Here is a 25293-nt window from a genome sequence, read left to right as displayed (position 1 = left end):
CAATCAATTACTTTGCTGCAGGTGCGGCGGGCGCAGGTGCAGCCGCTGCAGCAACTGGTGCCACAAACGGTGGCGGCGCTACACAAGCTGCAGGTGCAGCAGTTCCAGATACTTTATAGCGTTCAGCCACTCGATTTTGAGCTTGGCAGAGTTGAAATGCACCCACTCTGTCACCGTAAGCAGTTTTAGCTTTCGCCAAAGTAGCAGCTTCTTGTGCCTCAGGAGTTAATGGTGGCAATGTTGCCATCACCGATGCACTAGTTAGCGCGCAGAATGTAAAAGCAATGATCTTTTTCATGGCTTTGTCCTTATTTATTAACCTTGTTGTACCAAAGCTCATGATGCTCCTTAGCCCAAGTAGCATCAACGTAGCCAGACATCATGCCGTCTGAGGAGCCTTGCATACCAATTGAACCAATATAAATATGACCCATGGCCATAGTAGTCATCAGAACTGCCGCACCGCCGTGAATAATGTTGGCAATCTGCATCGTGCCGCGAATGTATTCAACTTGCATAAATGGCACGATCATGTCTAGCACAAGACCAGATGCAGAGATCACTAAGCCCAAGAAAGTCATACCAAACCAGAACCAAATTTTCTCGCCAAAGTTAAAGAAACCTGCGGGGGGATGCTTTCCACCAAGCATTCCGCCAAATGACATGAGCCAGTTAAGATCACCTTCGCCAGGAATATTTCTGGTAGCAAACAACAGGAAGAAAATAATGATGCTCAGCGTAAATAGCGGGCCAGAATAATTATGGATATTCTTGCAAACCATCAAGAATGACCCAAATGCAGCGCCACCCATTAAAGGCATTGCGAAATACTTTCCGTACAAAATCAACATGCCAGTGAAAGCAAGTCCAACAAAGCTAATCGCCATCACCCAGTGAGTAAAGCGCTCGAAGCCATTAAAACGCTTGATTTTTTGCCCTGATAACGGCGCATGCAATTTGATTGGGCCTTTGATAATAAAGACAGCTGCAATGCCAAAGAAAGCAATCGCCAATAGCCAGCCACCGAAGACGGTAATCACTCCATTGCGAATCACGCGCCACTGCTCACCAGAGCGCTGAATTAGGACACTAGCTTCTTTGTCTGGAATGCTGACATAGTTATATGGGTCGCTATTCGCAGAAGTAAAAATGGATGGGTTAGCTGGCTGAGCTTGCGCTTGCGTACCATTAGCCAAGCTATTCGGGTTTGCTGGCACAGACGCAGGTGGAATATCCACTCCGCTAGGCGAAGGCAAGGGTGGCATCGGCCCACGCTCAGCAAAGCTCATGCCGCTCGCCAGAGTGAGTGACAAACCTGCAGCCACCACCAAAGTGCGTAGAACTTTAGAAAATGATCGTTTCATACACATATCCTTAAACGTTTTCGTTTTATTTATTGTTGTTTAGTTGATCACTTAACGCGACTGTATTCGTTTTGACCTTGAGTACGCTTATCAACCGACTCAGTCCAACTGGCTTGATTTTTTGGGGTCCAGTTTTTGGTCATGAAGCCATTGTCCGCACCCATGTATGGTGCAACATCAGGTCGCTTAGCAGCTTTTGCTGCAATTTCTGGGGGCTCAGAACAAGCAGCCAACAGCGCTGCTGCTGCAAAACACAAACCGAGAGTTTTGAAATTGAATTTCATTATTTCGCTCCTGGAATTTTTGCAGCAGGCGTTGGAGTTGGCGCTGGAGTGTCTGGTCCACCATAAGCAGTAGTCCAACCAAAAGCCTTAGAGCCGGCATACTTGCCATTCTTCTCACGAGTGGCAACACGATTATTGAAGATGCCAGAAATAATATCGCTATCGCCACCAATCAAAGCCTTGGTAGAGCACATTTCAGCGCAAAGAGGTAATTTACCTTCTGCCAAGCGATTACGGCCATATTTCTCAAATTCAGCAACGCTACCGTTTTCTTCAGGACCACCGCTACAGAATGTGCACTTGTCCATCTTGCTACGAGAGCCAAAGGCACCCTTACTCAAAAACTGTGGGGCGCCAAATGGGCATGCAAAGGAGCAATAACCGCAACCAATGCAAATGTCTTTGTCATGAAGCACGACACCTTCATCGGTACGGTAGAAGCAATCGACTGGGCACACAGCCATACAAGGAGCATCAGTACAGTGCATACAGGCCACTGAAATTGATTTCTCTTGACCGACAATGCCATCGTTCACCGTAACAACACGGCGACGATTTACGCCCCAAGGTACTTCGTTATCGTTTTTACAAGCAGTGACACAACCGTTGCATTCGATGCATCGTTCTGTGTCGCAGATAAATTTCATTCTTGCCATTGTGTTCTCCTGACTTTATTTTTTAACTTAGGCAAATTTTTCGATTTGACACATGGTGGTTTTGGTTTCTTGCATCATAGTCACCTGGTCATAACCATATGTAGTCGCAGTATTGACCGCTTCACCTTGAACTACTGGTGCTGCGCCCTCTGGATAGTACTTACGAATGTCTTCGCCCTGCCACCAGCCAGCAAAGTGGAATGGCACGAAAGCAGTTCCCTGATCAACACGCTCGGTAACCATTGCACGTACTTTGATCTTGGCGCCGGTTGGCGACTTTACCCAAACGTAATCCCAGTTCTTAATGCCACGATCTGCTGCAGCCTTAGAATTAATTTCCACAAAGTTTTCTTGCTGGAGCTCTGCTAACCATGGGTTAGAACGGGTCTCATCACCACCACCTTCGTACTCAACCAAGCGACCAGAAGTCAAAATGATTGGGAATTTCTCATATAACTTCTCATTCAAGTTTTGATCTTGAACGGTCTTATAGAGTGTTGGTAAGCGCCAGAAATTCTTCTTGTCTGCAGAAGTTGGATACTTGCGCATCATCGGTGCATTAGTACTGTAAAGCGCTTCACGGTGAATTGGAACTGGGTCTGGGAAGTTCCAGACAACCGCCCGTGCTTTGGCATTTCCAAATGGATGGCAACCGTTCTTCATCACAACGCGTTGGATACCGCCAGACAAATCGGTCTTCCAGTTTTTACCTTCAGCAAGTTTTTTCTCGTCTTCGGTTAACTGATCCCACCAACCTAATTTCTTCACAAAGACGTGGTCAAACTCTGGGTAGCCAGTAGTAATGGCAGCACCCTTGGAATGAGATCCATCTCCGGCCAACAAACTCACTCCCTCACGCTCAACACCGAAGTTCGCGCGGAAGTTACCACCACCCTCCATCACGGTCTTGCTGGTGTCATAGAGGTTTGGTGAACCTGGATGTTTGATTGCGGCTGTGCCGTAGCAAGGCCAAGGCAAGCCATAGTAGTCACCTGTTGTGTCGTACCCAGTCACAGGATCAACTCCACCACGAGACTTCAAGGTCTTCGGATCGAATGTTGCAACCATTCTCATATGCGCTTTGAGACGCTCAGGCGTTTGACCGGTGTAACCAATCGTCCAGACGGAACGATTAATTTCACGCAAGATATCCTCAATTTGTGGCTCTTTCCATTGCTTACCAGCAAATTTAGAGTTGAGCATCTTGTAGTTCTTGGATAGCTCTTGACCAAAACCTAAACGATCAGCAAAAGCCTGCATGATCACATGGTCAGGAACAGATTCAAACAATGGATCGATCACTTTCTCGCGCCACTGCAATGAGCGGTTTGATGCAGTAGCAGTGCCACAAGTCTCAAACTGGGTTGCTGCTGGCAACAAATAGACATTGCGATTCTTGTTGATTGTCTGTCCTTCTGCTGGTGGCATTGCAGCCATCGCAGCGGTTGCACTTGGATAAGGATCCACTACCACCAAGAGATCCAACTTATCCATCGCACGCTTCATATCTAAGCCGCGAGTTTGTGAGTTTGGAGCATGACCCCAGAAGAACAAACCTTTCACGTTAGTCTGCTGATCAATCATGTCGTTCTTTTCAAGAACAGCATCCACCCAACGAGAAACAGTAGTACCTGACTTCTCCATCATGTCTGGTGCATAGCGACCTTTAATCCATTCGTAATCAACGCCCCACACTGCTGCGAAGTGCTTCCATGAACCCGCTGCCAAGCCATAGTAACCAGGCAATGAATCTGGGTTTGGACCTACGTCTGTAGCGCCTTGAACGTTATCGTGACCGCGGAAAATATTAGTACCGCCACCAGACTTACCAACGTTACCGAGAGCCAACTGCAAGATGCAGGATGCACGCACCATCGCATTACCAATGGTGTGCTGGGTTTGACCCATACACCAAACAACTGTACTCGGACGATTTGTTGCCATAGTCTTGGCTACTTGATAAACCTGTGCCTCTGGAACACCGCAAGCCTCTTCAACTGCAGCAGGCGTCCACTTTTCCATCACTTCTTTGCGGATCTCATCCATACCGTATACGCGGTCGTTGATGTACTTCTTATCTTCCCAGCCGTTTTTGAAGATGTGATACAGAACGCCGAACAAGAAAGGAATGTCGCTACCTGAACGAATACGAACGAACTGATCTGACTTAGCAGCGGTACGGGTGTAACGTGGATCAACCACAATCACTTTGCAGCCGTTTTCCTTAGCGTGCAACAACATCAACATTGAAACTGGGTGAGCTTCAGCAGCGTTGGAGCCAATATACATGGCTGCCTTGGCATTCATCATGTCGTTATAGCTATTGGTCATCGCGCCATAACCCCAGGTATTGGCTACCCCGGCAACTGTGGTCGAGTGACAGATACGCGCCTGATGGTCTGTATTGTTGGTACCAAAGAAAGAGACCCACTTACGCAGTAAGTAGGCCTGTTCATTGTTGTGCTTTGATGATCCAATAAAGAACATCGCATCTGGAGAATACTTCTCACGAATACTCTTCATCTGAGCAGTAATTTCAGTAAGTGCCTGATCCCAAGAAATACGCTGATACTTACCATCCACCAGCTTCATTGGGTAGCGCAAGCGATAGTCACCGTGACCATGCTCACGCAAAGCAGCACCTTTGGCACAGTGCGCGCCCATATTGATTGGGGAGTCAAACACTGCGTCTTGACGAACCCAAACACCATTCTCAACTGTGGCATCTACCGCACAGCCTACTGAACAGTGAGTACAAATCGATCTCTTGACTTCAATCTTGCCCTTGCCGTCCAGCATGGCTTTACTTGGCTCAGCTACAGCTTTTTGCACCAAGCTTAATTGGCTAGCAGCAATACCAGCACCGACACCGACGCCTGAACGCTTTAGGAATGTTCGACGATCCATCGTCGGCACCGCTGCTTTTAAGCCACGCGATAAGCTGCCGATGAGGCGTGATGAAGTACGACTGCTTTGTGGGGTATTTGATTTACGAGTCAGACTCATATGATGTCCCTGGGAAAGTTTTTTTATTTATTAATGATTAAATCAATTCAACTGAAACCAACTCTTTAGAGCATGGTGCTTTCGTAATACTTACGCATGTGCGCAGTAATCGTTTGGCCTTTGCTCTGATCTTTTACGGTGCTACCAATTTCTTGAATAACAGCCTTACCAATAGAGGTTTGGGAGGCTACGGCAACCGCACCTACTGCAGCGCCTGCACCAATAAAGAAGTTGCGGCGAGATGGCTTATTTTCTTCGCTAGATACAACTTTGGATTTCGTGCTCATGGCATGCTCCTATTTGGTTATTCTTAATATCCGTCAAGTGTAATTCGTATTTGCATTTTTGACACTTATATGACTTGTAGGGCTAACTAGGACTTTCCCTTTGTTGCAATGCAACATTAAATCATGTCAAAACTTTGTCCCTCAATCGCTAGGAATTCTCGGGTTAGCGTGGCGATTGGACGATACAAATGCATCTCGGGAATGTCTTCAATCGCATCACATAAGTCCTCAAACCAAGGACGAATATGCGCATTGAAAAAAACCCTTTGATTTGTAAGGTTTGATACCTCTACATCGTCACCCGCAATCAGATATCGCATCACCTCGCAAAGTGCAGAGATATGGTCTTCGGTTTCAGTAACTTCTTCAGCCGATTCAAGACCAAATTCCTCTAATGCCTTGCGAATATTGACTAAGGGTCTTTCATTTAAATGACCCGCCATATAGAAAGAGCCATTAAGAACCACATTAGGCTTGCCCACACTAATAAAGTTCAGATCAAACTCATCATGCCAAGCTTTGGCTGGATTGTTCTTGGCTACCTCAACAACATCCATCCAGGCTTTGGCCAAAGGCGCCTCATCGCTTACATCCTGCTGATCTGCAGTAGCCGCAATTTGATCAAGCAACTCTTGATCTGGTGGCAAATGAAAAAATCTGGCGATCAGACCATAAAGATCCGCTCTCGCCAAATCCTCTGGCAGGCCTACATCACCTACTTCAGTTGATGCATTCTCTTTTTCGCTCATGTTTCTTTTTTCACCATATCCACTACTCGACAATCACCACACATCTTTAATCTATCCATTGCCGCTCCAGCAAAGGCGCCATGAGCACCAAGCTTAGTCAGCATCAGATCAACCATCTTCGCAGTACCGAAGGGCTTTCCACAACTGATGCAGTGAAACGCTTGCGTTTCATTCAGCACCACCTTCTGTTTCCGTTGCTCAACTGTTTGTAGGCGTGGCATTAAGGTGAGAGCATGCTCGGGACAAGTTTGGGCACAAATGCCACATTGCACACAATGCTTCTCAATAAACGACAGTATGGGTTCATCAGGATTATCGAGCAGCGCGCCCTCCGGACAACTGCTGACACAAGACATACATAAGGTGCAAGCGTCTTTGTTAATTGCCAGACCACCTAATAAAGAATTGTTTGGCAAAAACACGCCCAACTCAGGCAATGGTGTCTTTGCTTGCTTTTGTAAATGCTCTAGCGCAGCTTCCAAGGTTTCACGCTTTTGATTGGAGAGGCCATAACTGGCGGGCGTGCAAATGACATCCAGAGCGCCCCGTTGACGCAGCGTGCCCATGGCTTTTGATAGACCTTGAAGATCGTCTACAGAATCAGCCATTACCAATTGAATGCGCGCTTCAAAGCCATAGGCTTGCAAAATAGCACTCGCTAATTGAGCCTGCTCTTCAAGAGCGGCACGATAAGCCGGATCTTCATCACCACCCAATAGCATGATGACTTCAGCAAAGCCGTAGGTTAAAGCCCCCAACCAGAGATCTAAGCCAGTAGAGGCAATATGTTCTATGCCATAAGGAATAACAAATGATGGCAGTCCTTCATATTGTTTTGGCATCACATGCGCGGAGCGGCCCAAGCCATCAATCATGCGAGTGCCAGCCTTCAAGGTATGTAAGAGCAAGCTTGGGGCGACTGATTGATTGAGCTTTTTGGCTTCAGCATGAAAAACGCTAGCCAAGGTTTTTAATTCTTTACCTTGATGCGGCACGCTTGGATAGTTATAGCGCATCGCCCCCGATGGGCATACAGTCGAGCAAGCACCACAACCCATGCAAAGATTAGGATTGACTTCAACGCTACCTTGCCCATTTTTAAAGATAGAACGGATTGCACCGGTAGAGCAGACATCAATACAGGCACTACAGCCTACTTTACCGTTGCGTCCATGGGCACAAACTTTTTCGTTGTAGGCAAAATATTTAGGCTTCTCAAACTCACCCACCATCTCTAATAATTGATTTACAACTAATGCTTGATCAAGAGGATCTCTACCAGGAGCAAAGTAGCCCTGAGGAGTTTGGCTCATCGGCATTTTTGGATCTGCGCGTAAATCCAAGATCAAATCAAATTCGGCGCTGCGTTTACGTTCCACACGATCAAATGCAATGGCGCCAATACTGGCACAGGCGGTCACACAGTCTCGATGGGATTTACATTTGTCTAAATCAATTTGAAATGAGAGATCAATGGCATTTTCAGGGCAGACTTCAACGCAAGCCCCGCAACGAGTACACATCTCCGGATCAATTGGGTTTTGTAAATCCCAATCTGCTGAGAAATTACCCAGATAACCCTCAAGCTCAGTCACTACGCCGGTATAAATGGGATAGTTGCGCACTAAAGGCAAATCACCTGACTCGGTACACAACACAGAGATATCCAAAGAAGCGCCAAGCTTTTCTGCCCAAGGTAAGACCTGAGATCCAGGGCCTACTAATAACAATCTTCCCTGACTTTCATAATTCACCACAGGCACAGGCTCAGCTTCGGGCATATCAGCCAAAGCCAAAAGTGCCGCAATCTTAGGTCCTGATAATTTTGCTTCTTGCGTCCAACCGGCAACTTCGCGAATATTGACAAAGCGCAATGGCGCCACCAAAGGCTTTTCAGATTGCTCTGCTAATTCAGCAAAGAGTGCTCCCTCTTGCGTGCAAGCTACGATTAGAGAGTCAGAACCATCCAGGGCTTTTAAAAAAGATCCAACTTCCTGTCGACATAAGGAACGATGTACTGAAACACCCAAAGCCTTCGCATCCAAAGGCATCGTGCCATTACAGTTACAGACTAATTTTTGACTCATTGACAACCTTCTTAGGTTTTTTTCTGATCTGACGCAAGCGGCATTTCATCCAGACTGGCAGATTTTTCCTGTGCTTGGATTTGAGTGGATGTTAAATCACTTTGTGTGGGAGCCTCTATAGTGGCTTGCTCAGGCTCTGCTGCTTTAGTAATCCCAGCAGGCCCTTCCTTTTGATCAGCTTCATCACTACTCTTCTTGAAGAGATTAAGCATATCGCTTTGGACCATTCTTTCTAGCATACCAGGTGGTAAAGGATCCGGCTTGGAATAGTCATCAATATAGATATCTAGACCATCCATCACATTGAAATGGGGATCAGTAAACATCTTCTTAAGAGCGGCCTGCTGAACAGCAGGATCAACATCCGGTTTCATAAATGCAGAAAAGTCCGGCGCAAAGCGATCGATCTTTTCGACATCATCTAAAGTCGGTGGCGGTGGCACCTCAGGATCTGGTGCCTTCATTTCTGCATTTGTCTGAGCTAGTGGCTGAGTAGCTTCTTTTTGTTGCTCCGCTACTTCATCCTCTTTGCCTGCCTTACGGCGTGACCAGCGACTTAGAAAACCATCCGCCATCATTCCTCCGCTGAGCGCTCGGCGCCTTTAAATGATGCTGGCTTGTGCCGTTTTTTGGGCTCAGGTCGATAATTTTCATTGACATACTCTTGCAGCCAAGAGGCATGCTCATCATTCATGGGAACAGTGTCCACTGACTCTCCTCCATCAAGCAATCGCGCTGCTTCGTTATAGCTCACACAGATACGATGAGGAACGGCAATACTGACTTCCGCTTTAGCCATCTCAAGTGATTGCGCATCAATATAGCGATCAATCTCTTCTTCCAAGCGCCACATCACAAACCATGCGGGCGTTGTTGCAGAAACATTCAGGTAATAGCCTTCAGCCTCATCAGGAAAAAGATTTAATTCAAAGCCGGTGAATAACCAAGATTCACCCTCAGCATCACGACCCAAAAACTGCCCTGAGATAGCGCTATTTTGATTGGCATTGAATTGTCCAAAATCAGGGAGCACTTCCTGAGGAACCCATCGGTATGACACCCATGGGTTATCCATATTTTGTTTACGCATTAGCACTGCAAAGCGCATAAGTACCCAGCGCCTTAGGTGTTCTGAACCACAATGTTCGGAAATTTGCTGCTCATATCTTTTGACAGAGTAGCAACACGAATAGCGACTTGTCTTGCGATGTTCTTATAGATGGCACTAATGGCTCCATCCGGGTCAGCAACCACAGTTGGACGGCCAGCATCTGCCTGTTCACGAATCGATAAATTCAGTGGCAATGAACCCAAGAAATCAACGCCATACTCTTTGCACATTTTTTTACCGCCACCACTACCAAAAACATGCTCTTCATGACCGCACTGAGTGCAAACATAAGTACTCATATTTTCAATAATGCCGATGATCGGCACACCGACTTTCTCAAACATCTTCAAACCTTTGCGAGCATCCAACAGTGCGATGTCCTGCGGCGTAGTCACAATGACCGAGCCGGTAACAGGCACTTTCTGCGACAAGGTCAACTGGATATCACCAGTGCCTGGTGGCATATCAACAATCAAGTAATCTAGATCACGCCAGCGGGTTTGACGCAGCAGTTGCTCCAAAGCAGAAGTCACCATAGGACCACGCCATACCATTGGTGCATCCTCTTCAATTAAGAAACCAATAGAGCTAGCTTGCAAGCCATGACCTTCCATTGGCTCAATCGTATTCTCTTCAACAGATTCTGGTCTACCGGTAATACCTAACATCATGGGCTGACTTGGCCCATAGATATCGGCATCTAATATTCCGACTTGCGCACCTTCAGCTGCTAACGCTAATGCCAAGTTCACAGCAGTGGTTGATTTACCAACTCCACCCTTACCGCTCGCAACAGCAATAATATTTTTCACGCCCGGCAATAATTTAACGCCCCGTTGCACAGCATGCGCGACAACCTGACTGCTCACATTCACGCTGACGTTTTTAACCCCAGGCAATGCGCGCACAGCATTGATAACGGATTTACGAATCAAATCAAATTGACTTTTAGCGGGATACCCCAAAACAATATCGAACGAAACATCGCCATCTTCAATACGCAAATTTTTGAGGTTTTTAGCTGTTACAAAGTCGATCTTTGTATTGGGATCAAGCAAGCCCTTGAGGGCTACTTGTACAGCTTCTACAGTAACTGACACTACTTTCTCCTATGCTCAGTAGCTCTGAATACATTTTCAGAACTGCTTTAATTAATTTTTGGAACATCAAGTAGATTAACCGCACCAGCAAAACTTTGCTGAGCAGGTGCTTATGGATCTCTTGGTAATTATTGAATAACCGGAAAACCTGCTTCCGTAATAATCTGACTGACCTGCGCAGCCGATAAGGAAGTTTCTAGATTGACCATCTGAGATGGCAAATCAGCCTGTACTGTAGCTTGCGGATCTTGAGCTTGAATTGCCCTCGTTACGGCATTAATACAGCCCCCACAGGTCATTCCGGATACTTTAAGACTCAACATATCAACCTTTTTGCATTGAATTTAATTGGCATGAAGTAGATTATCTTCCATATGAACACCCTAAAAGAGATGAGTTCTGAGCTTTTTACCTTAGATATTGGTGGAATGACCTGTGCCTCTTGCGTTGGGCGGGTTGAAAAGGCGCTTCATCAGATCCCTGGAGTAGAAGCTGCCAGCGTCAATTTAGCAACTGAGCAAGCCAGAATTCGCCTCAATACATCATCCCCTAGCAACATTGCTGAGGTTATTGCGGCAGTGAATAAAACCGGTTATGAAGCGCGCTTGAGCAATCCCCACTCAAGTGCAGAGATAAAACCCTCGCATTCATTTTGGGGGTCAGATGGTCTGGGTAGAGTGTTACTGAGTTTTGCTTTATCAGCGCCACTCATCTTGCCAATGCTGTTGATGCCCTTTGGGATTCATTGGGCGCTATCTCCCAAATGGCAACTGCTCTTAGCAAGTCCAGTGCAATTTTGGCTTGGGTGGCGATTTTATAAGTCTGGTTTTAAAGCACTCCTGTCAGGCGTTGGCAATATGGATTTACTAGTTGCCATTGGGACAAGTGCTGCTTATGGTTTGAGCGTATCTCAAATGCTGACTTCACCGCATGCAGTTCATGAGCTCTATTTGGAGGGGTCTGCTGTCATTATTTGTATGGTGCTTCTAGGAAAATGGTTAGAGGCTCGTGCAAAGCAACAAACTAGTGAAGCGATACGAGCACTACAAAAACTTTGGCCAGAGCATGCAAAAGTCCTTGACCCTAGCATTGATATCGCAGAGGGTGTTCCACTCGACCAATATCGCGATCTCCCTCTAGAGCAGGTTTTCCCTAAAGACCGTGTATTGGTTTTACCTGGGGAGCGCATTCCTGTAGATGGCTTCATCTTGCTTGGATCTAGCCATGTAGATGAATCGCTCCTGACCGGAGAAAGTGAGCCAGTTAAAAAAATACTGGGTGCAAAAATCATTGGTGGATCACTGAATGGCGAAGGCTTACTGGTGGTTGAGGCGCAAGCTGTTGGCGTAGAAAGTGTTCTTTCCCAAATCATTTCATTAGTAGAAGATGCGCAAACCCAAAAAGCGCCCATTCAAAAATTAGTAGATCAAGTCAGTGCAATCTTTGTACCGAGCGTGATTGTGATTGCCATCATCACTGGATTGGTAAATTGGTTTTACCTGGACTCTGCATCGACTGCCATACTGAGAGCAGTCTCTGTCCTAGTGATTGCTTGCCCTTGCGCTCTTGGCTTAGCAACACCTGCAGCCATCATGGCAGGAACTGGTATTGCAGCGCGCTTTGGTATTTTAATTAAAGACCCTCAAGTACTTGAGTTAGTACACCGCTTAAGTATTGTTGCGTTTGATAAAACAGGTACTCTCACGATTGGTAAACCCAGGCTTCTCAATATCATTTCATTTACTGATTCTGTAGATGAAGATGCCATCTTAGCGAGTGCTGCAGGCTTGCAATTGGGCAGCGAGCATCCCTTGGCTAAAGCCTTGCTAGATGCAGCTAAACAAAAAGGGGTCAGCCCAATACCACCCTTGAAAAGTAAGGCGCTAGCAGGTATTGGCATTAGCGGTAAACCGAGTGCTGGTAGTTGGATGGGGCAAAGCCTCTGCTTACAAAGTGTTGCCTCACTAGATGCAAATCCACATCAAGCAGACATTATTCAAAAAGCACAAGTGTGTTTCGATGCAGGGCAGACTGTTTCTGTGCTCATGAATGAAGCTACTTCGTCTCCGATTGCGATCGTTGCCTTTGATGATGAACTCAAACCGAATGCCAAAGAGGCGATCGCTTCTTTACAGCAACTGCACATTCGTACCGTGATGCTCTCGGGTGATAACACTGCGGCAGCAAATCGCGTGGGTCAGTCCATCGGGATCGATGAAGTCTTTGCGCAGGTGATGCCAAGCAACAAAGCAGATATTATTCAGAAACTGCAATCCTCTCAAAAAGATGGTGATCGTCATTGGGTGGCGATGGTAGGTGATGGCATCAATGATGCTCCCGCTCTCGCAACAGCAGATGTTGGTATGGCCATGTCTACCGGTACTGATGTTGCAATGCAGGCTGCAGGCATTACTTTGATGCGTGGAGATCCCACTTTGGTGGCGGATGCTATTGATATCTCCAAGAGAACCTGGAGAAAGATTCAGCAAAACTTATTCTGGGCTTTTATCTTCAACTCCACCGGAATTCCGTTGGCAGCACTAGGCTATCTCTCACCAATGCTCGCCGGCAGTGCCATGGCACTCTCGAGCTTTTGCGTTCTGAGTAACGCCTTGCTCCTAAAACGCTGGCGTCCCTCTCACGCGTAAGCAATCCTTATTTGGGGATTTTACGAATGAGCTCAATATCGCCATAAATAGCGCGTGTTTCTGACTTTGTATTATCAGTATCGGTTAATAAGGCAATCCCAATGACTTCACCAGGAGCCTCACCATAAGCATGTCTGTAATCAGCAGCAAGATCACGTTGATGTTTGTGCCAATTTCCTAAATTTTCCCAACCAGAATCCACCACAATCATTTTGATACGCGAGGTATGCGCATTGGTAATGACCGTGTCGATTGGAGATTTACCTGACCAGATATACATCAAAGTAGCGTATGGCATTTCTTGACCGCTAATGAGACTGGCCATCTCAAAAGTCATTTTTTCTTTTAAAGAAAGTTTTGATTTATTGCCATCAAAGGCGACCAAAATTCTTAAGGGCGCATCATCTTGATAACTCTCAGCATTGTCAGCATCAGGCAAAGCGCCTAAAGCCTTCCATTCCCACTGTAACCATAAATTATTTGCTTGACGTGGGCGCAGTTTCACCGCCAACCCTGAAGCAGAGGTTTTGGAGTTGGCACTCAAAACAGTTTTGCCTTGGTAAGTTTCTAGGCGATAAACCGTATTCTTTTTATAAGGAGCAATCCGATAGAAATTCCAGCCATTAGGCATCCCATCGCGCGGAGTCTCAGCCGAAAATTTTGGCAACTCATCTTGTGCAGGAATTTGAGCAACATTAAAAGCCTGCCCTGACTCATTTTGCACTGATCCGCCACCCAGCCCTGCGCAAGCCGTTAGAGCCAGCGCAATGCAGACAATGAAGAAAAGGGAAAGGAGCTTGGGCATGGGCTAATTGTCCCAATTATTGACCTAAGTAAGTCTAAAATCAAAGTATGCGCCGACAATCTCCCTCTAGCTGGGCTGCAATCTGCATCTGTATTGCAGCAGTGGTGCACTTTGCTCTAGGCTTTGCGATTGAATTCTCGGTTGATGAAGCGCATTACGCACTGTATGCACAGCATCTAGCGTGGAGCTATTTTGATCATCCGCCACTCGTTGGCTGGATTCAGTGGCCACTAGTAGCACTCACCTCCTCCGAAGGCATTATTCGATTGATCCCAGAGTTGCTCTGGGTACTTTCCTGTTTCTTGGTTTATCAAGTGACTTTGGAGGTGCATCACTTTATCCAAGGACGTAACGCTGGATATCTGACAAGTGCACTGCCATCGTCTAACACTTGCGGACTCATGGCAGTACTAGCCATCATTGCGGCACCAATGCCACATGTATTAGCAATTGGCTTGTTACCCGACAGCTTACTTATTCCGCTGAGTCTAGTTCTGCTGTTGATGGCACTACGCTGGTTAATGAAAGATCACTTCAGCATTGCTGATTGGCTTATCACTGGAGCATTACTTGGTTTAGCGGGACTCAGTAAATATACTGCCGTCTTTACTGCAATGGCATTGCTGCTGATTTTTTTAAGTAGCCCTAGAAAACCTTGGATTAACAAAATCGGTTTTTGGCTTGCTGCAATTGTTGCTCTTCTACTCATTAGTCCTGTTCTATATTGGAATTGGACTCATGACTGGATCTCATTTAAATATCAAGTAGCTCATGGAGCTGGCAGTGTTTGGCTCTGGCGCAGATTTGGTGGCTACCTGGCTATCCAAGTGGTGGTCTATGGACCCCTACTCATTTTAGGTGCCTACCTTTTTATTAAACATTGTATTCACGGCACCAGACTAGCTTTATTAGCCTTACTAGGATTCTTTGTGATTCCTTTTGTAATCTTTACAAGTCTCTCTGCTGGTGGCGGATTACCACACTGGACATCACCTGCATGGTTTTGTCTGGCGCCATTTGCAGGCATTGGCTTAGCAAAAGCATGGTCCACTCAACGCCATCAGCTCATTCGAATTTTATTCATCGTACAAGTTGTACTCTGTTGTATTGGATTTGCCTATGTTCTCTCTGGTGGCATGAATTCAGCAGCTATCAAATCCAACCCGATTGCAGATCTCTATGGCTGGAAACTAGCAGGTCAAAAGGCTGTTGAATTAACGCAAGCAACAAAAGCGAGTGGGATCGCCGTACAAAATTGGACTTTAGGTAGTCGCACCGCTTGGTATGCCCAACCGCTTCCAGTGTTTGTTTTAGATGAACGTCAAGACCAGTTTGATCTCTGGTTTGGACAATTGCCCCGTGGGGCAAACATCATCCTCGTGAATTGGTCGGGAATGTCTTTTGCACCCCCGCTTGGTAAGCAGTCTGCCTTTGAACGCTGCGAAGCTTTGGATACCCTAGAAATTATGCGATTTGGACAAATCTTGTCTAAATTTGACTTTAGCCTTTGCAGCAACTGGCAAGGCACTGGTTTAGCGAAGTAATTCACCCAAATTCAAGACCTTAGGCGCCCAAAGCATTATCCTTACGCCTATGAGTTCACTGCCCCAGTCCACCCCAAAAGCCCAATCTGGGTGGAAATCAATGCTAAAGCGCGCCTGGCCGACCATTCGCATTTTGCTATCCATCGCCCTACTTTGGAAAGCCACCAGCGGAATCGACTGGCATACCCTCCTTGATTCTGAAATCAAGATGCAACCAGCTTGGCTAATAGCTGCAGGAGTAGCGATTTGTTGCGCGTTTATTTGTGGCGGTCTGCGTTGGGGATTTTTAATGCGGAGTGTGGGTTTTCAAGGTAGCTTCAAAACTTATGTCGCTCTATATTTTGCTGGCGGACTCATTAACCAAGGACTACCAAGTACGCTAGGAGGAGATAGTTATCGCGCCATCACCGCAACGCATCTCAACAGCACCGGAAATCTCACTGAAACACAAGAGCTTGATGAAGAGCTTCATCACTCTGTTGATTTAGAGCATGCCCCTGCAAAACTGCGCCTCAGCTTTGCGATGGTTTTAGTGGATCGCTTTTTAGGTTTAGCGGGCAATAATTTACTCGGTGGCTTAGGCTTAATTCTCGGTGGCGCTACGCTTGCTGCCTGGGGACAAGATTTAGGTTACGCCGTTGTTGCCGTCATGGTGTTAGCAGGGTTAATCATCGCCTTGGTATTGGCTTGGGCGCCAACCCGTCAACTACTGCAAAACTTACTTGACCGCCTGCGTATGAACAACGCCATGCCTGGTATTCGTTTGGCCTTTTCCTGGCCGATGAATATCGCACAAGCACTTTTCGCAATCGCCATTCATGGCTTCATTATTTTGGCTTTTGGTTGTTGCCTGAGAGCCTATGGTGCAGAAGCGCCAATCTCTAGCCTGATGATTGGCCTGCCCGCATTAAGTCTTTTGTTAATGCTCCCGATTAGTATTTCTGGCTGGGGCTTGCGTGAAGCAACTCTATCGTCTGTGCTAGCACTATGGGGCGTTAACCCTTCACTTACCGTATTAGCCTCCATAAGCTATGGTGCAATTACTGTGATCTCAGTCCTGCCGGGTGCTTACTTTTTACTAAAACGAAAATAATTCTTTCAGAGCAAAATTATGACTATTAGCGTCAATACCATGCGTGCCATTGATCATTGGGTTGGAGTGCCCCTTTGCGCAATTGCCAGCCCATTAGTGGTGTTGATAGATGGTGTAAAAAGAATTTTTAGCCGTGGTTCAAAAACTCCCAAGAAATTATTGTTTATTGAACTCTCTGAAATGGGGAGTGCCATCTTGGTTGACCCTGCGATGCGTAATGCACAGGCGCGTGGCGCTGAATTATTTTTCTTAATCTTCAAGAGCAATCGCGCTAGTCTCACCCTTTTAAATACGGTTAAGCCAGAAAACATCTTCACGATTGACTCTTCAAGCTTGGGTGGATTAATTAAAGACACCTTGCGCTTTTTGCTCGTCGCCCGTGCACATCGCATCGATACCGTGATCGATCTTGAGCTCTTCTCACGCTTTACTGCCCTTCTCACTGGACTATGTGGTGCTCGTCATCGCGTGGGTTATCACATTTTTCACGGGGAAGGTTTATGGCGTGGCTTCATGCTTACCCGCAAGGTGCATTACAACCCGCACATTCACATTACTAAAAACTTTCTCTCTTTAATTCATGCAGCTTTTGCAAAAGAGATTGAAGTGCCTTTTAGCAAAATTCAGATTCCGGATTCTGAAGTCAAACTTGAGCAAGCCATCATCCATCCAGATGTTATGAAAAAAGTGCTTGCTCGGATTGAAAAGAAAGCTGCTGAAGCCGGCATTCCCTATACCTATGGAAAAAATCGCCTCATTTTGATTAATCCGAATGCTAGCAATCTCTTGCCACAACGTCGCTGGGCGCAACAGCGCTTCTCGGAGCTCATTCAAGCTGTAAACCAGCGCTATCCAAACGATTTAATTCTGATTACGGGCTCCCCTACTGAATTTGTCTATGTCGATAAAGTGCGCTCTGTTGCCAATGTTAAAAATGCTCTGAACTTTGCAGGCCAAGTTACCTTTACTGAATTGCCACCGCTGTACACGCTATCTGATGTGATGGTGACCAATGATTCTGGCCCAGGTCATTTCTCTGCAGTGACACCACTCAGAACAGTGGTTCTGTTTGGACCAGAGACGCCTACCCTCTACGGCTCTATTGGTAACTCTATTGCAATCACCGCCAATCTTGCTTGCTCACCTTGCGTGAGTGCAGCTAATCATCGCAAAACACCTTGTCAAGATAATGTCTGCATGCAAGCCATTTCGGTTGCGCAAGTATTGGATAAAGTGACTGTTCAATTGCAAGAAGCGGATAGAGCAAAAGGTCGTTCAGCTGGATGAGCAAGACAGCAATCCCCAAACTAGCTTGGTTTGTCCCGCTTGCTCCTATCGCTCTTGCTGCAGCGATTTACTTTGGGGAATTTCAAAGTAGTAGCTTTTTATTCATTAATCGTCTTACCCAGTTATTGCCTGACACAGTTTGGGCCTGGCTCACTTTTCTAGGGAATGGCTGGGGCATATTTGCATTGGCATTTCCACTACTCCTTTTAGCGCCCCGCTTACTCACTGCCGGTTTATTTGCAGGTACCCTCTCCGCAATTGCCAGCACAATTCTCAAAAACGGGTTTGATCTTCCAAGACCAGCTGGTCTTTTAGAGAATGGTAGTTTTTATCGCATTGGCGAGCCCCTGCTGCATAAAGCATTGCCATCAGGTCACACCCTTACGGCTTTCGCGATTGCCAGTGCACTGTATTTTGTCTCCAGCAGAGCGAAGCGTGGCCATCTATTGCCGCTGTTCTTGGTTGCGGCATTAGTAGGCTTATCGCGCATCGCAGTTGGCGCACATTGGCTCACAGACGTATTGGCCGGAGCAGGCGTTGGCATTTGGTGTGGGATGTTGGGTGCCCTACTTGCACAATACGTTCCAGAGAATCAACTATCCCTCAAGAATCTTTGGCCTCGCTTGATTGCTCTTGGCGGTGTTGTAGCGATCTATGCGCATTACACCCAAATTATGGATCTTGAATTAAATCTGCCATTGCAATATGCCTCCATAGCCATCGTAGCCATCACCTTAATATTTTTTGTTAAAGCGCAATTTAACAACTCACGTGGCAGCCTAGAATAGTTTTGTATGTTTAGCTATCGACATGCTTTTCATGCTGGCAGCCATGCTGACATTCTCAAGCACCTTACCCTTATTCATCTTGTAGAGTATTTACAAGAAAAACCAGTAGCCTTGACGATGGTCGACACCCATGCTGGAGCTGGTATCTATGGCCTAGGGGATGGCTTTGCTGCTGTGAGCAAAGAAGCAGAAGGTGGAATATATCGTTTATTGAAGTTCAAAGAAGCGGGCAATCCCATTCCAGAAAGCGTTCAAACATATTTGGATTGTATTGAGGCGGAAAATGTTGGGGGAGAGCTCAAGACTTATCCTGGGTCCCCATTTATTCTGGCTCGACTGTTGAGACCGCAAGATCGCCTGAAGTTATTTGAACTTCATCCCAAAGAAATTGATATTCTTCGCCATAACATTGGAGAACTGAAGCAATCAAAGCAGATTGATATTTATGCTGAAGATAGTTTCAGCAGACTGAAGGGCTTACTACCGCCTCCTAGTAGGCGCGGTTTAGTACTCATTGATCCTTCTTATGAAGACAAGCAGGATTATCGGTATTTAGAGCTTGCAATCGAAGAAGCATTACAGCGTTTTGCTACTGGCTGCTACGCAGTCTGGTATCCGATTCTTTCCAGAAGAGAATCTATCGCCCTACCTGATCGCATGAAAAAGATTTGCGCCGCTCATCAGCGCTCTTGGCTTCATACTGAGTTGCGTGTTGAAAATGCACCTGGTGAACGGCGCCTTCAAGCGAGTGGCATGTTCATTATTAATCCACCGTGGACACTAGAAAAGCATCTCGCTGATGCGCTACCCACTTTAACCAAGGCTCTAGGTATTGATGGTGGAGCGCAATTCTTACTCAAGAGTTTTGAGGCATAAAACGAATCTTAGATTTACTCAGTCGCGCACATCAATCATGATCTCGTTGCGACGCATGAACGGGAGTGTCCAAGGCGGGTTATAGCGGGCGAATTTTGGTGAGCCATTCGCTGATAGATTGTGTGTCTTCATCCACTCTTCTAACTCCAAGACTCTCTCGGCGACTTTTTGACTGTTATAAAAACCTGAGAAGGTAATCACCGCTCTTTTGACTGCAGGAATTTGCCTGATCTGCACCTTTGAATTTAGGGGCTTCGGTAGCGTTTCCATAGTGTATTCAGAGGGCATGACAAATGAAACCACCCATTGCCCAGCCTTACTCTCAATATTGACTGGGGTGGTCATGGCTATCTTGGCACTTTTAGCAGGCTGCTCCTCTACCGCAACTGGAGTAGTCATCGCAATTTTTTCACTAACTTGGTTTTGGCCAAAGATATAAGCAGCAATGAGCCGAAAGCCTTGACCTGATGCTTCATCGAGATCGCCCTCAACCTGAACCTCAGCCAAAATCATCGGCGCATAAGATCGAAGTTCAAATGGGGGCGCCTTTTCAAGCACGGAATATTTTGGCTCTTCAATTGCCATGACTGCCCCCGTGAAAGTCAGCGCTAAAAAAAGAATACTTTGCGTGATAAATCTTTTAAAAGACATCTTCACCAGCTTGTCTTAAGATTAAAGCCTGCAGCACTGTACTCAAGAGTAGCACTTGCTCCAACGGGTAGAGTAAGTTTATTGGCTTGATGGCCAAATGGTAGATCAGTCAAAATAGGAATGGATTTTGCTAGGCGATGACGAATAGCCTCAACCGCACGCTCAAGGGTGTAGCCTTTATCGTTGTCGAATAAACGATATGCCGAGAAACCCCCTAGTAATACTGCTGCCTGATTACCCAGTTCACCAGCATCCAATAACTGCATCAAGGTTCTTTCCAGCCGATAGGGATGCTCATTCACATCCTCTAAAAATAAAATACCGCCCTTGGTTTGGGTGCTTGATGGCAGGTAAGATGTTCCGATAAGACTGGCTAGCACCGTGAGATTTCCACCCCAAAGCATTCCAGTAATTGAACCTGAATCTACTTGCCCCAAGAATGCTTGAGATGCATTAATAGTGCAATCGAGTTTTCTTTCTTGTATGGCAGATAAGAAATGCTTCCACATGAATTCATCTGGAGGAATTGGCTTGCCATTCTCATCGATTCTGCCAAAGTCATAATTGAGCATAGGGCCAGATAAAGTAATCGCGCCCGTCTTAGCCAAGAGACCCAGCTCAAAACTGGTGAAGTCGCTATGCCCACAAATCTGGAGCCCACCCTTCACTGCTTGAGCAATTGCATTCCATTGAATATCAGACAGCAGACGATGAATACCATAACCACCACGCATTGCCATCACAATTTGCTTCGTATCTAATGTGGCTAAGTGATTGAGCTCATTTAATCGCTCGGCATCACTTCCAGCAAAACGCTCGTGTACACGATGAACACAATCAGGATTATGAATCGCCATACCCTGGCTTTTTAACCAAGCAATCCCCGCTAAGGGGCTCTTCTCATCCAGACTAGCGCCTGATGGAGCAACCAGATGGATGGAGTTCAACGTCGCTCCCTAAAGAAGCTGCGCAGTAATTGACCACACTCTTCACTCATGACGCCACCCTCAACGCTGGTTTGATGATTAATTTCTTTTGAAGAGAATACATCCAAAACACTTCCAGCGGCACCTGTTTTAGGATCTGGTGCGCCAAAGACAAGCCGCTCCACCCTGGCATGCAGGATGGCGCCTGAGCACATTGCACAAGGCTCTAGGGTTACATATAGGGTGGTGCCTGGAAGGCGATAATTTGCTTCTACCCTTGCCGCTTCTCTCAGAGCCAGCATCTCGGCATGCGCACTAGGATCATGATGCGAGATAGGTTGATTAAATCCCCTAGAAATGACCTTACCGTCGCGTACTAAAACTGCACCAACCGGTACCTCATTTGCAGCAGCAGCTAATTGAGCTTGCTCAATCGCTTGCTCCATAAACTGATGATCAAGTTCAGCTTGATTCATTTAAGTAGGGTGAACGTCAGCCCAACAATTTGGAGTTTCATATAGACGAATTGCTGAGAGCTCAAGACGACCACCAAATGCTTTAGCAAAGACAGGCTGCAAAATAGCGAATGCAGCATTTGCCAGATTCTCGACAGTGGGAACATGCTCCATGATGACGGTTTTATGATTTGGCAATGTGGCCAAGAATGCCACCAAACCTTGATCTTCTTTAGCCACTAAAAATGCATGATCCCATGGTTCAACAACATGTTCATTGGTGAGCTTTTTGATATCACCAAAATCTAAGACCATGCCATCATCGGCTTTGCCAGGATGATCTGCCACCTCACCAGTCAAGGTCACCTCGATTGCATAGCGATGCCCATGCAAATGCTTGCATTGCCCATCATGATTTGGAATGCGATGACCTGAGTCAAACTCAAGACGGCGGGTAATGGAGATAGCAGCTTGTTTACTAGTCATTTGGTACTTTAAAGAATTGGGCGCAGCCCTTTTATCGGATTCCAATCAGTTTATGCGATTGAATACTCAGTCTCCACAAGGGACGTTTTTGGCACAACCCCACTGCCAGCTCTGTATTGCTTTTAAGATTTGGTCCATCCATGGGTTGTAAGAAGCGATTGCGGTAGTCCATCTTCTCAAAACGGGCCATTAGATTTTCTACAGAATCGTGTCCAGCTTGCGGAACCACCAACTTGAGTTCGTTTGCCTGCAACACAATCAGATCAGACCCTGCCTTTGGACTGACGCAAACCCAGTCAACACCTTTCGGAACCTTGATGGTGCCGTTGGTTTCAATCGCTATCTCAAAACCTTTTTGATGAAGCACGGTGATGAGCTCTTGATCTAACTGCAAGAGTGGTTCACCACCAGTAAACACTACATAACGTTGCTGCGGGCCTGCCGAAGTACTTCTCCAAGCAGTCTCTATAGCCTTTGCTAAATTATTGGCAGTCTCAAATTTTCCACCACCAGCACCATCACTACCGACAAAATCGGTATCGCAAAATTGACAGACTGCTGAAGCACGATCCTCTTCGCGACCACTCCATAGATTGCACCCGGCAAAACGGCAAAAAACAGCAGCACGTCCAGCGTGAGCGCCCTCACCTTGTAAGGTTGGAAATAGTTCTTTAACTGTATACATAGCAATTGGCTATTTTAAGCGCTTTGCTTACTTCCAGGAGACCAACTCCCATTGCCAATAGTCTTCCCAGTAGGCGTTTGACCAGAACACTCCGGGCGTAATATAGCGCCCACTGCCCCTGCGGATCACCCAGCGCCCGATTTCTGGAGAGAACCAGACGTCTTCCTCGCGGATGTTTTGAACTCTAAAGAGGTCATTACTCTCAAAATAAGGTATCTCATTGTGGAGGTGAAGAGTTAGAAACTTTCCTGCTGGAGACTGGATTTGCTCCCAGGCAAGTGCCGACATATTGAGTCCCCAGTAATAACTTCCATCTGGATAAGCGGGAACTTGGTAGTGGGTTTTATAAAACCGATGCCAGCCCACCTGAAGTTGTTCAGGCCAAAGAGGAATTGCCTGCTGAAATTTTTGTGGAGGACTCCAATGCGGATCCTGCAAGACAAAGCCCCAGGGCGCTTGGATTTCATCGGGCAATGGACCCGACTTAACTCCCGAGCGTGTAATACGAATTTCACTACCTACCGAGACAACTCTTTCGGTGACGGTATCAATGATTTCTTGGTTAAATACATTACGGACTTGGTAAACCCATTCTTGCCCTACCTTGGGCGCCCGAACGATTGGCGTTGGTATGGGTTGACCTACATTGACACCTTGAGGAAATGGCTGCGAAGAAATGCACCCTAGCAAAAAAATTGGCAGGGCTACTAAAAAGAATCTGCGCCAGTGTTTTACTTGTATGAAGTGAGTTGCCATTGAAGACTATCTTCCAAATTAGGCATGCCTAACTGACCCTGAATCATATAAGAGCCAGAGGATTCGCGGGCAACCCAACGACCAATACTGGGAGCAAACCAGACAGTTTCTTTACGGATGCAATTGACTTTGTTGTCATCATCGCTCACATAATTAATCAGATTTTGGTAACGCAAAGTCAGAAAACTGCCTGCAGGTACAGTCATTTGTTCCCAACCGTGGGCGCTCATATATTCTTGCCAGCCATAAGCATTATCGGGGTAGCCTGCCAAGCTATATTTGGTAATCAATTGCTTACTCCAGCTTGAAGCTAACTCTTGAGGCCATAAAGGGATGGCTGGGTTGAAGCTAATGACCCTAGACCAATGCGGATCTCGAATCACTGTACCCCAAGGTCCTTGAATTTCATTGGGTAGTTTTTCGCCGCTTTCGTTCGAACGATCAACCACAATCGTTGAACCAATGCTGGCTACACGCTCAGTAATCAGCCCTAAATTTTTACCGTCAAATACATTGCGTTTAACGTAGGTCCATTCCTGGCCAACTTGGGGCGCACGAATAGCGGGTGCCGGGTTAGGTTGCGCAACTGGAATGCCACGCTCATATGAAAGCGGCACGCCACAAGCTACCGGCGCTAACGCAGCCGATGTGATGAATGTGCGACGAGATAAATTCATATACTCTCCTAATCAATATTTATTGTGACTATACCCCAAGCAAACTGAGCTCTTCAGCAGTAAATCCTGCTTGCTTACGAGCCTCGAAATTAAATGGCCCCCGTAATTTGGGTGCGGAATATTTTTTTGCTAGATCTCTATAGGCGATAATCGGCGAGAGATTATCTTTCTCGCATAAGAAATTGAACCAATGATTACCAATGGCAACATGCCCGATTTCATCTCGGAGAATGGTCTCTAGAATATCGACTGCGCCGAGCTCTTTAATTTGCTTGAAACGATCTCGAATCATGGGTACGGCATCTAGGCCCCTAGCTTCCATGGTGCGCGGAACAAGCGCCATCCGAGCAATGACTGAGTCTTGTGTTCTCTCTACCATTTCCCACAAACTATTGTGTGCAGAAAAATCACCATAAGAAAAGCCAAAAGATTGGATGTATTCGTTCACTAGTGTGAAGTGGTAAGCCTCTTCTTTGGCAACTCTGAGCCAATCTTCATAGTATTGCTGAGGCATGTTAGGAAAACGCCAAATCGCGTCTAAGGCAAGATTAATCGCATTAAATTCGATATGGGCTAGTGAATGCAATAAAGCCACCCTTCCCTCGACGCTATCCATTTTTCTTTTGGGAACCTGAAGAGGTGGAATCAATTCAGGCCGTTGTGGGCGCCCAGGCAAAGCCAGATCTTGACTATTCAATAGTGCAGCAGGATTCATTTCGACGAGTTGCTTGTGATATTCGTCAAATAATTGAAAAACTCGGCTTACCTTTATTTGCGCATCGGTAATGGCCAGTATTTCAAGAGTGGCTTGGCGTAACTCAGTCATTTATCAACAATATATAGGGTTCTCAAAGCCTACAAGAAAGATTGCATCGTCATATTTTCCACGATGAAAACTCATTGCCATTATAGGAACAGGTCTTGTATGATCAACAGGGTCTAGAACGAACGCAATTGCTTAGGGAGCGATGA

General features: G+C 46.3%; 27 protein-coding genes. 6 read left to right on the top strand and 21 right to left on the bottom strand.

Going from position 1 to position 25293, the window contains the following annotated elements; genetic code table 11:
* Positions 1-7: 7 nt before the first annotated feature.
* The 12 genes from ICN35_RS06065 to ICN35_RS06010 form a co-directional block, all read right to left on the bottom strand.
* Positions 8-298 (bottom strand): hypothetical protein, encoded by a 291-nt coding sequence (locus ICN35_RS06065; protein ID WP_215295209.1) that lies wholly within the window; start codon positions 296-298, stop codon positions 8-10.
* 10 nt (positions 299-308) lie between these two features.
* Positions 309-1364, bottom strand: a complete 1056-nt coding sequence (locus ICN35_RS06060) for a formate dehydrogenase subunit gamma (RefSeq protein ID WP_216125220.1) — start codon at positions 1362-1364, stop codon at positions 309-311.
* Positions 1365-1411: 47 nt separating this feature from the next.
* Entirely contained in the window at positions 1412-1648 is a 237-nt protein-coding gene (locus ICN35_RS06055) for a hypothetical protein (RefSeq protein ID WP_215295213.1), read from the bottom strand.
* The gene (gene fdh3B / locus ICN35_RS06050) at positions 1648-2304 is read right to left on the bottom strand and encodes a formate dehydrogenase FDH3 subunit beta (protein WP_215295215.1); all 657 of its coding nucleotides are present in this window, start codon (positions 2302-2304) and stop codon (positions 1648-1650) included. Before fdh3B ends, ICN35_RS06055 begins: the two co-directional genes overlap by 1 nt.
* Before the next feature lie 27 nt (positions 2305-2331).
* The gene (locus ICN35_RS06045) at positions 2332-5310 is read right to left on the bottom strand and encodes a formate dehydrogenase subunit alpha (RefSeq protein WP_216125219.1); all 2979 of its coding nucleotides are present in this window, start codon (positions 5308-5310) and stop codon (positions 2332-2334) included.
* A gap of 65 nt (positions 5311-5375) precedes the next feature.
* Complete coding sequence (locus tag ICN35_RS06040) at positions 5376-5597, bottom strand: hypothetical protein (RefSeq protein ID WP_215295218.1); 222 nt, start codon at positions 5595-5597, stop codon at positions 5376-5378.
* 116 nt (positions 5598-5713) lie between these two features.
* Positions 5714-6346, bottom strand: coding sequence for a molecular chaperone (locus ICN35_RS06035; RefSeq protein WP_216125217.1), 633 nt, complete (start codon positions 6344-6346; stop codon positions 5714-5716).
* Positions 6343-8433 (bottom strand): 4Fe-4S binding protein, encoded by a 2091-nt coding sequence (locus ICN35_RS06030; protein WP_216125215.1) that lies wholly within the window; start codon positions 8431-8433, stop codon positions 6343-6345. The genes ICN35_RS06035 and ICN35_RS06030 overlap by 4 nt, the downstream gene beginning before the upstream one ends.
* Positions 8434-8444: 11 nt before the next feature.
* Entirely contained in the window at positions 8445-9008 is a 564-nt protein-coding gene (locus ICN35_RS06025; protein ID WP_255535729.1) for a DUF3306 domain-containing protein, read from the bottom strand.
* The gene (locus ICN35_RS06020) at positions 9008-9523 is read right to left on the bottom strand and encodes a DUF3305 domain-containing protein (RefSeq protein WP_323481872.1); all 516 of its coding nucleotides are present in this window, start codon (positions 9521-9523) and stop codon (positions 9008-9010) included. The genes ICN35_RS06025 and ICN35_RS06020 overlap by 1 nt, the downstream gene beginning before the upstream one ends.
* Before the next feature lie 32 nt (positions 9524-9555).
* Complete coding sequence (apbC, locus tag ICN35_RS06015) at positions 9556-10644, bottom strand: iron-sulfur cluster carrier protein ApbC (protein ID WP_216125203.1); 1089 nt, start codon at positions 10642-10644, stop codon at positions 9556-9558.
* Between the two features lie 128 nt (positions 10645-10772).
* On the bottom strand, positions 10773-10967 hold the full coding sequence (locus tag ICN35_RS06010; protein ID WP_216125195.1) for a heavy-metal-associated domain-containing protein: 195 nt from the start codon (positions 10965-10967) through the stop codon (positions 10773-10775).
* Positions 10968-11018: 51 nt separating this feature from the next.
* Between ICN35_RS06010 and ICN35_RS06005 the strand changes: the two genes are divergently transcribed.
* Positions 11019-13292: a cation-translocating P-type ATPase gene (locus ICN35_RS06005; protein ID WP_216125193.1), complete on the top strand. Its 2274-nt coding sequence runs from the start codon at positions 11019-11021 to the stop codon at positions 13290-13292.
* A gap of 7 nt (positions 13293-13299) precedes the next feature.
* Here the strand turns inward: ICN35_RS06005 and ICN35_RS06000 are convergent, their stop codons facing one another.
* A complete protein-coding gene (locus ICN35_RS06000; protein WP_216125191.1) occupies positions 13300-14097 on the bottom strand; it encodes a DUF3047 domain-containing protein in 798 nt (265 codons plus the stop codon).
* 47 nt (positions 14098-14144) lie between these two features.
* On the opposite strand from ICN35_RS06000, the gene ICN35_RS05995 reads away from it, so the two are divergent.
* Genes ICN35_RS05995 through ICN35_RS05975 form a run of 5 tightly spaced genes read left to right on the top strand, consistent with a single transcriptional unit; the run spans position 14145 to position 19685 of the window.
* Positions 14145-15641, top strand: coding sequence for a glycosyltransferase family 39 protein (locus ICN35_RS05995; RefSeq protein ID WP_216125189.1), 1497 nt, complete (start codon positions 14145-14147; stop codon positions 15639-15641).
* Positions 15642-15690: 49 nt separating this feature from the next.
* Positions 15691-16734: a lysylphosphatidylglycerol synthase transmembrane domain-containing protein gene (locus ICN35_RS05990; protein WP_216125187.1), complete on the top strand. Its 1044-nt coding sequence runs from the start codon at positions 15691-15693 to the stop codon at positions 16732-16734.
* A gap of 18 nt (positions 16735-16752) precedes the next feature.
* Positions 16753-18021 (top strand): glycosyltransferase family 9 protein, encoded by a 1269-nt coding sequence (locus ICN35_RS05985; RefSeq protein WP_216125185.1) that lies wholly within the window; start codon positions 16753-16755, stop codon positions 18019-18021.
* Positions 18018-18809: a phosphatase PAP2 family protein gene (locus ICN35_RS05980; protein WP_216125183.1), complete on the top strand. Its 792-nt coding sequence runs from the start codon at positions 18018-18020 to the stop codon at positions 18807-18809. Before ICN35_RS05985 ends, ICN35_RS05980 begins: the two co-directional genes overlap by 4 nt.
* Positions 18810-18815: 6 nt before the next feature.
* Positions 18816-19685, top strand: a complete 870-nt coding sequence (locus tag ICN35_RS05975) for a 23S rRNA (adenine(2030)-N(6))-methyltransferase RlmJ (RefSeq protein WP_216125181.1) — start codon at positions 18816-18818, stop codon at positions 19683-19685.
* An 18-nt stretch (positions 19686-19703) separates the two neighbouring features.
* Here ICN35_RS05975 and ICN35_RS05970 read toward each other — a convergent pair whose 3' ends face one another.
* The 8 genes from ICN35_RS05970 to ICN35_RS05935 are packed head-to-tail and all read right to left on the bottom strand — an operon-like array spanning position 19704 to position 25147.
* Positions 19704-20336 carry a heme-binding protein gene (locus ICN35_RS05970; RefSeq protein ID WP_255535728.1) on the bottom strand — a complete coding sequence of 211 codons (633 nt, stop codon included), beginning with the start codon at positions 20334-20336 and terminating at the stop codon, positions 19704-19706.
* 2 nt (positions 20337-20338) lie between these two features.
* Positions 20339-21283: an LD-carboxypeptidase gene (locus tag ICN35_RS05965; RefSeq protein WP_216125173.1), complete on the bottom strand. Its 945-nt coding sequence runs from the start codon at positions 21281-21283 to the stop codon at positions 20339-20341.
* A complete protein-coding gene (gene tadA / locus ICN35_RS05960) occupies positions 21280-21738 on the bottom strand; it encodes a tRNA adenosine(34) deaminase TadA (RefSeq protein WP_216125166.1) in 459 nt (152 codons plus the stop codon). Before tadA ends, ICN35_RS05965 begins: the two co-directional genes overlap by 4 nt.
* Positions 21739-22203, bottom strand: coding sequence for a 6-carboxytetrahydropterin synthase QueD (queD, locus tag ICN35_RS05955; protein WP_216125159.1), 465 nt, complete (start codon positions 22201-22203; stop codon positions 21739-21741).
* A 31-nt stretch (positions 22204-22234) separates the two neighbouring features.
* Positions 22235-22888, bottom strand: a complete 654-nt coding sequence (queE, locus tag ICN35_RS05950) for a 7-carboxy-7-deazaguanine synthase (protein WP_216125157.1) — start codon at positions 22886-22888, stop codon at positions 22235-22237.
* Between the two features lie 27 nt (positions 22889-22915).
* Positions 22916-23644, bottom strand: coding sequence for a hypothetical protein (locus ICN35_RS05945; RefSeq protein WP_216125155.1), 729 nt, complete (start codon positions 23642-23644; stop codon positions 22916-22918).
* Positions 23620-24321 carry a hypothetical protein gene (locus ICN35_RS05940; protein WP_216125153.1) on the bottom strand — a complete coding sequence of 234 codons (702 nt, stop codon included), beginning with the start codon at positions 24319-24321 and terminating at the stop codon, positions 23620-23622. Before ICN35_RS05940 ends, ICN35_RS05945 begins: the two co-directional genes overlap by 25 nt.
* A 28-nt stretch (positions 24322-24349) precedes the next feature.
* On the bottom strand, positions 24350-25147 hold the full coding sequence (locus ICN35_RS05935; RefSeq protein WP_216125152.1) for a ferritin-like domain-containing protein: 798 nt from the start codon (positions 25145-25147) through the stop codon (positions 24350-24352).
* Positions 25148-25293 lie beyond the last annotated feature (146 nt).

It is taken from the genome of Polynucleobacter sp. es-GGE-1 (assembly GCF_018882005.1).
Lineage (GTDB): Bacteria > Pseudomonadota > Gammaproteobacteria > Burkholderiales > Burkholderiaceae > Polynucleobacter.
This window is presented reverse-complemented; position numbering and strand designations above follow the sequence as displayed.

Excerpts from the sequence above, each read along its gene's own strand:
- ICN35_RS06065 (WP_215295209.1), bottom strand. The coding sequence starts at position 298 with ATGAAAAAGATCATTGCTTTTACATTCTGCGCGCTAACTAGTGCATCG.
- ICN35_RS06060 (WP_216125220.1), bottom strand. The coding sequence starts at position 1,364 with ATGAAACGATCATTTTCTAAAGTTCTACGCACTTTGGTGGTGGCTGCA.
- ICN35_RS06055 (WP_215295213.1), bottom strand. The coding sequence starts at position 1,648 with ATGAAATTCAATTTCAAAACTCTCGGTTTGTGTTTTGCAGCAGCAGCG.
- fdh3B (WP_215295215.1), bottom strand. The coding sequence starts at position 2,304 with ATGGCAAGAATGAAATTTATCTGCGACACAGAACGATGCATCGAATGC.
- ICN35_RS06045 (WP_216125219.1), bottom strand. The coding sequence starts at position 5,310 with ATGAGTCTGACTCGTAAATCAAATACCCCACAAAGCAGTCGTACTTCA.
- ICN35_RS06040 (WP_215295218.1), bottom strand. The coding sequence starts at position 5,597 with ATGAGCACGAAATCCAAAGTTGTATCTAGCGAAGAAAATAAGCCATCT.
- ICN35_RS06035 (WP_216125217.1), bottom strand. The coding sequence starts at position 6,346 with ATGAGCGAAAAAGAGAATGCATCAACTGAAGTAGGTGATGTAGGCCTG.
- ICN35_RS06030 (WP_216125215.1), bottom strand. The coding sequence starts at position 8,433 with ATGAGTCAAAAATTAGTCTGTAACTGTAATGGCACGATGCCTTTGGAT.
- ICN35_RS06025 (WP_255535729.1), bottom strand. The coding sequence starts at position 9,008 with ATGGCGGATGGTTTTCTAAGTCGCTGGTCACGCCGTAAGGCAGGCAAA.
- ICN35_RS06020 (WP_323481872.1), bottom strand. The coding sequence starts at position 9,523 with ATGCGTAAACAAAATATGGATAACCCATGGGTGTCATACCGATGGGTT.
- ICN35_RS06010 (WP_216125195.1), bottom strand. The coding sequence starts at position 10,967 with ATGTTGAGTCTTAAAGTATCCGGAATGACCTGTGGGGGCTGTATTAAT.
- ICN35_RS06005 (WP_216125193.1), top strand. The coding sequence starts at position 11,019 with ATGAACACCCTAAAAGAGATGAGTTCTGAGCTTTTTACCTTAGATATT.
- ICN35_RS06000 (WP_216125191.1), bottom strand. The coding sequence starts at position 14,097 with ATGCCCAAGCTCCTTTCCCTTTTCTTCATTGTCTGCATTGCGCTGGCT.
- ICN35_RS05995 (WP_216125189.1), top strand. The coding sequence starts at position 14,145 with ATGCGCCGACAATCTCCCTCTAGCTGGGCTGCAATCTGCATCTGTATT.
- ICN35_RS05990 (WP_216125187.1), top strand. The coding sequence starts at position 15,691 with ATGAGTTCACTGCCCCAGTCCACCCCAAAAGCCCAATCTGGGTGGAAA.
- ICN35_RS05985 (WP_216125185.1), top strand. The coding sequence starts at position 16,753 with ATGACTATTAGCGTCAATACCATGCGTGCCATTGATCATTGGGTTGGA.
- ICN35_RS05980 (WP_216125183.1), top strand. The coding sequence starts at position 18,018 with ATGAGCAAGACAGCAATCCCCAAACTAGCTTGGTTTGTCCCGCTTGCT.
- ICN35_RS05975 (WP_216125181.1), top strand. The coding sequence starts at position 18,816 with ATGTTTAGCTATCGACATGCTTTTCATGCTGGCAGCCATGCTGACATT.
- ICN35_RS05970 (WP_255535728.1), bottom strand. The coding sequence starts at position 20,336 with ATGTCTTTTAAAAGATTTATCACGCAAAGTATTCTTTTTTTAGCGCTG.
- tadA (WP_216125166.1), bottom strand. The coding sequence starts at position 21,738 with ATGAATCAAGCTGAACTTGATCATCAGTTTATGGAGCAAGCGATTGAG.
- queD (WP_216125159.1), bottom strand. The coding sequence starts at position 22,203 with ATGACTAGTAAACAAGCTGCTATCTCCATTACCCGCCGTCTTGAGTTT.
- queE (WP_216125157.1), bottom strand. The coding sequence starts at position 22,888 with ATGTATACAGTTAAAGAACTATTTCCAACCTTACAAGGTGAGGGCGCT.
- ICN35_RS05945 (WP_216125155.1), bottom strand. The coding sequence starts at position 23,644 with ATGGCAACTCACTTCATACAAGTAAAACACTGGCGCAGATTCTTTTTA.
- ICN35_RS05940 (WP_216125153.1), bottom strand. The coding sequence starts at position 24,321 with ATGAATTTATCTCGTCGCACATTCATCACATCGGCTGCGTTAGCGCCG.
- ICN35_RS05935 (WP_216125152.1), bottom strand. The coding sequence starts at position 25,147 with ATGACTGAGTTACGCCAAGCCACTCTTGAAATACTGGCCATTACCGAT.